The organism is Caballeronia mineralivorans PML1(12) (assembly GCF_001028175.1).
Classification (GTDB): domain Bacteria; phylum Pseudomonadota; class Gammaproteobacteria; order Burkholderiales; family Burkholderiaceae; genus Caballeronia; species Caballeronia mineralivorans.
Genome location: NZ_AEJF01000283.1, coordinates 1 through 1,119 on the forward strand (window position 1 = coordinate 1; position 1,119 = coordinate 1,119).

Consider the following 1,119-nt stretch of genomic DNA (forward strand, 5'->3'; position numbering starts at 1 on the left):
CGCCGCAAGCGCAGGCACGCGGATCCTCGCCGTATATCGGCCGTTCGAACTGGGGCAAGGCGTCGCCGCAACAACCCGAGCATAACCACTGAGGCCGCTACCCCGGCTTCATTGACGCGCTCAAAGCCGTCCGCAATCTTTCGGATTCCGGGCGGTTTTTATTGTCTACGGAAAACCGGAATGGCGTCGACGGCCATACCGCTAGATCTTTCGCACTTTTCACAATACGAGATACAATCATTATTCCGCTGATTGACGTATCAACTGATTTTCTCCAATGAGCGATACGAACCCGGAATCCAGAACGTCCATACAGGTGATCGAGCGCATGATGCGCCTGCTTGACGCGCTCGCCGCGCACACCGACCCTGTCAGCCTGAAAGAACTCTCGCAGAGCACGTCGCTGCATCCGTCCACCGCGCATCGCATCCTGAATGACATGGTGACATGCCGTCTGGTCGATCGCTCCGATCCCGGCACGTACCGGCTGGGCATGCGCCTGCTGGAGCTCGGTAACCTGGTGAAGGCTAGGCTCTCGGTGCGCGAAGCCGCCATGCCGCCCATGCGCGAACTGCATCGGCAAACGGGCCAGACGGTCAACCTCTCCGTGCGCCAGGGCGATGAGATCGTCTATATAGAGCGCGCTTATTCGGAACGCTCCGGCATGCAGGTCGTGCGGGCCATCGGCGGACGGGCGCCGCTACATCTGACGTCGGTGGGAAAACTCTTTCTCGCCGCCGATGAATCCTCCCGGGTACGCGCCTACGCTACGCGGACAGGCCTTTCCGGGCACACGCAGAACAGCATTACGGATATCGGCAAGCTCGAGCGCGAGTTGTCGTTCGTGCGCAGTCAGGCGTGCGCCCGCGATAACGAAGAACTGGAACTGGGCGTGCGCTGCATCGCGGCGGGTATCTACGACGACACCGGGCGGCTCGTTGCGGGCCTGTCTCTTTCGGCACCTGCGGACCGGCTGCAAGACTCATGGCTGAATCAACTGAGCGGCACCGCGCTGGAGATTTCGCGCTCGCTCGGATATCGCCCGGAACCCAGCGCCGATTCGCAGCAGCGCTAGATTTGAACGGGCAACAAAAAGCCGGCTTGATCGAAACGATCAAG

The 1,119-nt window shown here is 60.9% G+C and carries 1 protein-coding gene; it reads left to right on the plus strand.

Translation table 11 applies throughout. The features are described from left to right. Positions 1 to 277: 277 nt before the first annotated feature. The gene (locus tag EOS_RS42680; protein WP_047898287.1) at positions 278 to 1,075 is read left to right on the plus strand and encodes an IclR family transcriptional regulator; all 798 of its coding nucleotides are present in this window, start codon (positions 278 to 280) and stop codon (positions 1,073 to 1,075) included. Positions 1,076 to 1,119: the final 44 nt, after the last annotated feature.